Consider the following 7,655-nt stretch of genomic DNA (forward strand, 5'->3'; position numbering starts at 1 on the left):
GTCTTCGTATCGGGACTGGCCCACGAGGGCATTATATTCATGCAGGCGTCGGCGGTCTCTACTACCGAGGCACTTTGGGAAAGCGCAGCGCCAAGCAGACGCTGCAACTGTCTGAATTCCCATCTGGGCCAAAGCCCCATCCAACATCCTCACCCGTGGAATATGTCAGCGGTGGCGTCGTGATGAGAGAAATCGAGTCCGCCGATGTGATCGAGATGCGTGATGAGACATTTGCCAATGTGCTTGATGAAATCAATGCGAGGCAATCGCAGACGCGAATGTCGCTCATCCTGGCCGTGCTGTTTGGGATCGCCGGATTGATCGCAGGCGCAATGCTGGGAGGTGGGGTGGCGCTGATCGGTATTGCTGCCTTTTTGCCGGGCATGCTTATTGGCAACTGGTTGGACAGCTACCGCCGGGTGAGCGTGCTCTACTATGATTTGGAGCAGGACGCGGAGGCGGCCTACGGGCGACTTGTCGCCGCCTTTGACACGCTCACACGCTGCGCGGCGAGTTGGCATGTCGCGGCTGGTGGCAAGATAGAGGATCTGACGACTTGGAAGCGCAATGCGGGAGCCACGATGTTGGTCGATAAAAAGTCGACGACGCTCCAAGCTTCCTTGCCGACGGTTGTTCGCAGCAATGTCACACCACCGTCGATACACGTCGGCCGGCAAATCCTTTATTTCATGCCAGACATGATTTTGGTGAAGGACGGAAACCAGTACGGTGCCGTTGGGTATGGAGACCTCAGGACGCAATTTGCCCCCAGCAATTTTATTGAGACCGGCAAAGTTCCATCTGATGCTGAGATCGTGAGCTATACCTGGGCTCATCCCAATAAGAATGGCGGACCCGACAAACGCTTCAGAGATAATCGGCAGATCCCTGTCTGTCGCTACGAAGCCTTGCGGTTTTCTAGCCCATCCGGGCTCAACGAGCTGGTGGAATTTTCCAAGACAAACGTCAGCCAGCCCTTTTGCCAGGCTCTATTGGCACTCGCGCAAATGCACCGAAACGCTGGTGGCCAGTCCGGCTTGCTGAAAGCGCGCTAAGGAATTGGCTTGGTCAGCAAATGCCTTCGCACGGAATTCCGTCGCCGTCCCGGTCCAATTTGGGTCCCCAGCTACAGTTATTGAGATACCAGCGCGCCTCATCGCATGAGGAGATTTGCTTACAATAGCGACGCGGTTGACACGAATAGCTCTGAGCTATTTGGCGACGGCCTGTAAGGCCGTAGGATGTGTCATTACCGGGTTTATTGTTGGCTGCATGTGTTGCTCGCCAATCCCAAGGGGCTGTGAAAGTGCCAACCCAGATGCCAATCTTGGCCCTTTGGGCATCTGCCTGTTGTGACGCGTAACTACCATGGCTGTATCGAGGCCAATCCAGGGCATAACCCTGTTCGACCATCCAAGACGCAATGCTAGCACCGTCCGCCCGCTGACAATCACCAACGAAGCGGTTGTAACGATCCCACGAAACAAAGTTGCACTGGATGGGTCGGGATTGACTGAGGAAGATGTCCAGTGCTTCTGCGGATTTGCGGCCGCATGGGTATTCTTGCCCGCTTGCGTCGCTGCAGTTTTGGCTGCTTTCAGGTGCGTCGATGCCATTGAAACGAATACGCTGTCCGTGGATCTCGATCGTGTCCCCGTCAACGATGGACGCTACGCCGACGATAGGCTTCGGTTTTGACCCGAGTGCGCTTGCTGTATTGGGTCCCGCGATCTGGTTGCCCCACCCTGTAAAGTAGGAGGTGACATAAGCGCCCACTGCTAGCGTGATCACCAGGATCGCGGCTAATGATTTATGTGAAAAGAAACGCTTGCGCATAATTGAAACCCGGCCGCGTCTTGGCCGCGAGCTGCGGCGATGGGAATAGCGATCGCGATTCAATTTTCGATCCTTTGCGAAGCTGCCAAATGTTTTGCTAGCGCGTCTTTGACTTCTTGGCTGCTGCTTTCTTGGGCGCGGCTGCTGTGCGACCGAGGCCAATCGATTTTGCCAATCTGGAGCGATTGGCTGAATAGTTAGGCGCGACCATGGGGTAATCGTTGGAGAGGCCCCATTTTTGGCGATAGGCGTCGGGCGTCAGTCCAAAATGCGTGTTCAAGTGTCTCTTGAGGGACTTGAACTTTTTGCCGTCTTCGAGGCAGACGATGTAGTCTGGAGTGACTGAGCGCTTGGGGTTGACCGCGGGAACTTGGTCGGGTTTTTCCGGTTCGGACGGCTGGCCGATACGCGCTAATGACGAATTGATGCTGGCAATAAGGTCCGGCAATGAGGAGACCGGCACTGAATTCTTGCTCACATAAGCCGCAACGATATCGGCGGTAAGCTCCATCAGCGCGGTGGCCGTATTTTGGATTTCGTCAGTCACTTCATGGCTCCGGACTTCTGCAGTGAAATCCCGATCTATTACTTATCGGCTAAAAAAACCAGTAGAGGGAGGATACTAAATGCCAGGCGCTAATAGTGATGAATGTTAAAGCGCCAATCAGAATGCGGAACCACGAGAGACGGTGGATTGATTGGGCGCGGCGTTTTCTTTGTATGACCAGGAAAGCGGCTTGAGGCTCACAGGCGGATGCATTTAGATTTGGACGAGTAGGACCTACGCATGACATTTTCGAAAGACCCGCCGCCGGAGGTTAAGCCCCAGAAGGATAAGGCAAAGACTGGATCTGAATTGGACCGCGTTCCAAGTGCGGGAGCCATTCGGGTCCGCAACGGACTCTCTGTGTCAGAAAAAGACATTGTGGAGGCGGCTAAATACGGGGGCAGGGAGCGAGAATCCTCGTCGGATAGCGACTAGGCAAAGGGGGCCAAGAATGCAGGCTCTGACCCATATCACACGTCGCAATATTGGACGGTGTCCAGAAGTGATCGCAGTCGTTTCTAATTGAACACGGCTGTTTTTTCTTGCGCGAACGCTCTACGCGGGCTCTAGCTGGTTCTCCTTTCAAAGGGGATGTAAGTCTTGGACGTAAAACAGTCAGTCTTCCAAAGCGATCTCCCTCTAAAGGAGAAACTCGAGCGCGCCAGGATGGAGTTGCTCGATCTTTCCGCCCGCAATCGACTTTTGAATGTGCCGCGGTTTTCCAAGAGCGCGAAGACGATCGATATCGTCGATGAGAAGTCGTCCGAAATTTATCGATTGCTGGTGACCGAAGGAAAGGCTTTTACCTTCCTGGCCGGCAAGCCCGATAGGCCGAAAGCGGGCCAGGATGAAAGCAGCCCTCCAGACGAAGAGATCGACTATTCCCCCGTCGCTCTCGCCCAACCAGAGGACGATGGAGTCGATAACAGAGGGATATCCGCGCGGCACTCGGACACCAAGCTGCAGACGCGTATGACCCCAACTGGGCTGCAGCGGCGGCTCCTTGATCTCTACCATGATGCCCGCACACTCGAGGAAGAGCAGGGCGTCAATATCCTCTTTCTGGCCCTTGGAATGCTGAAGTGGATTGACCCGAACAACAAAGAGAACATCCGTCAGGCCCCCCTCATTTTGGTGCCGGTTCGGCTTGAGCGAGGGGCCGCTGGAGAAAAATTCCGCCTACGAGCCCGGCCGGAAGATCTTACCGCAAACCTCTCCTTGGAACTCTATCTCGACCGCATTCACAAGCTCGCTCTGCCGCGTTTTGAGGTGGGAGATGACTTCGACGTCTCGGCCTATCTCGATGCCGTTGCCGAAGCAATTTCGACCAAAGAGGGTTGGGAGGTGCTTCGCGACGATATGGTGCTCGGCTTCTTCTCGTTTGCGAAGTTCTTGATGTACCGTGATCTGGATCCGGATCTCTGGCCCGATGGCGCAAAGATTATCGAACAACCGAAGATCCGCTCGCTTCTTTCAGATGGTTTCGAAACACGCGAGCCGCTTATGTCGGACGACATAGCGATTGATCCGCACATTGCGCCCGCCGAAATGTTGCATATCGTCGACAGTGACAGTTCTCAGACACTGGCGATCCATGACGTCAGAAAAGGTCGCGACCTCGTTATCCAAGGTCCGCCTGGGACAGGAAAATCGCAGACGATCGCAAACATTATTGGGTCGGCCGTTGCCGACGGAAAGACCGTGCTGTTCGTGGCCGAAAAGATGGCAGCGCTGGAGGTCGTCAAGCGACGGCTTGACACTGCTGGGGTGGGGGACGCCTGCCTTGAGCTGCATAGTAACAAGGCGAACAAGCGCATGATGCTAGAGGAGCTGCGGCGAACCTGGCAACTCGGATCGCCCAGGGGCCAGCTTCCTTCTTCCCTAACTGATCGCTTGCTGGAGGCTCGCGATAAACTCAACGCACATGCTGCACGAATGCACGTTGCGTTCGGAGCGTCCGAACTCACTCCTTATCAGGTTCTCGGCCAGCTAACCCGACTAAGGCAGGTCGGTCAGAAACCAGTGGACATCGAACTTACGGATGCCACAAGCTGGACAACTGACGGCGTTTCGCAACGTCGCAAATTGCTCGATGAGGTCTCTCAGCGGATCAACGAGATCGGCTTGCCGATCCACCACCCGTGGCGGGGAGTTGGCCTGGATGTCGTTCTTCCAACGACCATTGAGAGGCTCGTCCCACGCATCGCGGCGTTGCTGGACCAAGCCAAGGCACTGCACGCCAAACTGGTCGGTATCGCTGAGCGGATCAAGGCCGAGCCTCCGAAAATTCTCAGCGACAGCGGCGAGATAGAAGATCGCGCTGAGCTTCTCGCGTCCGCGCCTGGACTTCCTGCCGAGGCGCTCGTCTCGCCGGTATGGGATGAGCGTCCGAAAGACATTTCATCGCTTCTCTGGTCAGGAACGGATTTCGCCCGCAAGTCCGAGGAACTTTCGGAGCAGTTGGCGGCAACGGCTATCGACACGCCAATTGAAGGTCTCGAGACAGAGCTTGCAAAGCTTCCCTCGGAATTTCCGAAAGATGGTTTCCATCGTGCGCGACAGCTCACCATTCTGCTCCCACGCTTGAGGGAAGAAGCTGAGCGCCTGAATCAGGAACTCGGATCGGCGATATTGCCAGACACGTTGGCAGGCTTGCTCAGGCTGGCCGTGACCGGCGAGCGAGTAGCGGCAGCACCTGACGCAAGTCCGGAGGCCTTCGCAGCCACCGTTTGGGACTCCGGACTTGAGCAGGCAGGCGACCTTGCCGACAGCGTAGCGACGCTTGAGGCTGCCAGAGCCGACCTTCAGGGCAAGGTTGTTGACGCGGCGTGGAGCACCGAGGTGGCCGCGGCGCGGCAGGCGCTCGCCACACACACGGGAATATTGAAAGCATTGAACGGCGACTACCGTCGCGCCACAGCACTTGCGCGGACTATTGTGGTCGACCCTAGCGCGCCTGCGACGCAGATAGTTGGTCTCCTCGACCTTTTGATGAAGGGTCAGGCTGCCGCAGCAAGAGTCCGCGAAGGCGACGCTTTTGGCCGTTCCGCCTTCGGGGCAGATTGGCGTGGGGAGCGATCGGCTTCCGCGCCACTGCTCGCGCTAGTGGAGTGGATGCGGACTCTACGAGGGCTAGGCCCCGAACCTCGGATTATCGCCGGCCGGATGGCGGAACGCTCCGAGGCCGGTGCGCGTGCAGCGCGCGTTCGCAAGGTTATCGAAATCGGTCGGCCAATTATCGAAGGTTTCTGGAACGATCTCGGGCACCTCGCGTCATCCATGCTAGGCGACGTGGCTTCCGCCGAGCGGGCCTCGCTGCAACTGATGGAAGCGAAGGCGAGCACTGTAGCTCAAGCCGATGATGCGTCACGACAGGTTCTGACTGACGTTCCGGATCTAATCACTGAGCGGGTGGAGCTACTGCGCCGACTAGGCAGACTACAAGCACTTGCTCAAGGGATCGATGCGGGAGAGAGCCTTGGCAAGTTCGTATTCGGCTCGTCGTGGCACGGTCGAGGATCCGATTGGGCCGCTCTCACGCAAGCCGAGCTTTGGCTGAAAGAAAATGGCTCGATCCGACATCTGGCTGCGCGGTTGCCTGAAAGAATCGAGATCGCAAACTCGGCACGTTCAGCACGTGAAGCGGCCCAAGCGGCAGCGCGGGAATTGAAGGCGCTTACAGGGGATTTGAAAGCCGATGCTCCCTCCTTGTTTGGAGTAGTCGATTTTCCGGACGTCGCGATAGGCGAGGTCGTTTCTCGGCTGCAGGGTTGGCTCGATCATCAGGAGCAGCTCTCGAAATGGGTTGCCTATGAAGAGCGATCCGAAACGGCCCGAAAGGCTGGACTGGGACAGTTGATAGACGGCCTAGCCAACGGCCAGATTACAACAGGATCGGCTCGATCAGTTTTTGATATGGCCTACTACGAACGAATGTTTCTGGCGATGGCGACCGATGAGCCGGAGCTGGCAAGGTTCGACGGGGAACTGCATTCCAGGGCTGTACGTGACTTCGCAGATCTGGACCGCCAGCGCATCAAGGCCGGCGCCATCGAAGTTGTAACGGCTCATCACCGGAAAATTCCTTCAAGAGACGGCGGAGCTGGACCTGTCGGACTGCTTCGTTCTGAGATGGCGCGCAGACGAGGCCACATGCCCATCCGGCAATTGATGCAGAAGGCAGGCCCTGCCATCCAGGCGCTGAAGCCAGTGTTCATGATGAGCCCGCTTTCGGTGGCGCAATTCCTGTCGCCCGGCCGGATGTCCTTCGATCTGCTCGTGATGGACGAGGCGTCTCAGATCCAGCCCGTGGACGCACTTGGCTCGGTCGCCAGGGCCAGTCAGGTGGTCGTCGTTGGCGACGAACGCCAACTGCCACCCACGACATTCTTCGCGAAGATGACAGGCTCGCAGTCTGAAGATGACGAGGGTGAGGGCGCGCAGGTCGCCGACATTGAAAGCATCCTCGGCCTGTTCACGGCCCGCGGCTTGCCGCAGCGTATGCTGCGCTGGCACTACCGTAGCCGTCACCAATCTCTAATCGCAGTATCGAACAGCCAGTTCTACGAGAACCGGCTTTTCATCGTGCCAAGCCCTTATACCCAAGAGGCAGGTATGGGGTTGCGGTTTCATCATGTGCCGGAGGGGGTCTTCGATTCCGGCGGCACAGGAACCAATCCGGTAGAGGCGAGAGCAGTAGCGGAGGCGATCATCCGTCATGCGAAGGTGAACCCGCAAGAGACTCTAGGCGTTGCAACATTTTCGGTTAGCCAACGCCGCGCGATCCAGGATGAACTCGAAGCGCTGCGGCGACTAAATCCCGACACCGAGGAATTCTTTCACGCTCATCCAAGCGAGCCATTCTTCGTCAAGAACCTCGAAAATGTTCAAGGCGATGAGCGCGACGTGATCATGATCTCGGTGGGGTATGCCAAGAATGCCCAGGGATACATGGCCATGCGTTTCGGCCCTCTTGGCGCGGAAGGCGGCGAGCGTCGGCTCAACGTCCTCATAAGCCGCGCCAAGCGCAGCTGCGAAGTATTCGCGTCCATCACAGACGAGGACATCGACCTGGAGCGTGGCAAAGGGAAAGGCATCTTCGCCTTCAAGCTCTTCTTGCACTACGCGAGAACAGGGCGAATTTCGCTTGCCCAAGTCACGGTTCGCGAAATGGATTCAATCTTTGTAGAACAGGTAGCCAACGCGCTGATCGAAATGGGTTATCAGGTTCATGCTCAAGTGGGCATTGCCGGCTTCTTCATCGACCTCGCAG

The 7,655-nt window shown here is 57.0% G+C and carries 3 protein-coding genes and 1 pseudogene; 2 read left to right on the forward strand and 2 right to left on the reverse strand.

The genetic code is table 11. The annotated features are described in order from the left end of the window. Positions 1-1,055: pseudogene (locus tag ENZ74_RS14760) on the forward strand (KAP family NTPase); the annotation flags it as partial. Between the two features lie 13 nt (positions 1,056-1,068). Here ENZ74_RS14760 and ENZ74_RS14765 read toward each other — a convergent pair. Both ENZ74_RS14765 and ENZ74_RS14770 read right to left on the reverse strand, forming a co-directional pair. After that, positions 1,069-1,899, reverse strand: a complete 831-nt coding sequence (locus ENZ74_RS14765) for a thermonuclease family protein (protein ID WP_127224212.1) — start codon at positions 1,897-1,899, stop codon at positions 1,069-1,071. A 34-nt stretch (positions 1,900-1,933) separates the two neighbouring features. Further along, positions 1,934-2,347, reverse strand: coding sequence for a MucR family transcriptional regulator (locus ENZ74_RS14770; RefSeq protein ID WP_082826711.1), 414 nt, complete (start codon positions 2,345-2,347; stop codon positions 1,934-1,936). A gap of 636 nt (positions 2,348-2,983) precedes the next feature. Here ENZ74_RS14770 and ENZ74_RS14775 point away from each other — a divergent pair. After that, a partial coding sequence (locus ENZ74_RS14775) for a DUF4011 domain-containing protein (RefSeq protein WP_127312838.1) occupies positions 2,984-7,655 on the forward strand: 4,672 nt, incomplete at its 3' end.

The organism is Mesorhizobium sp. M7A.F.Ca.CA.002.15.2.1 (assembly GCF_003998715.1).
GTDB classification, from domain to species: Bacteria; Pseudomonadota; Alphaproteobacteria; order Rhizobiales; family Rhizobiaceae; genus Mesorhizobium; species Mesorhizobium ciceri.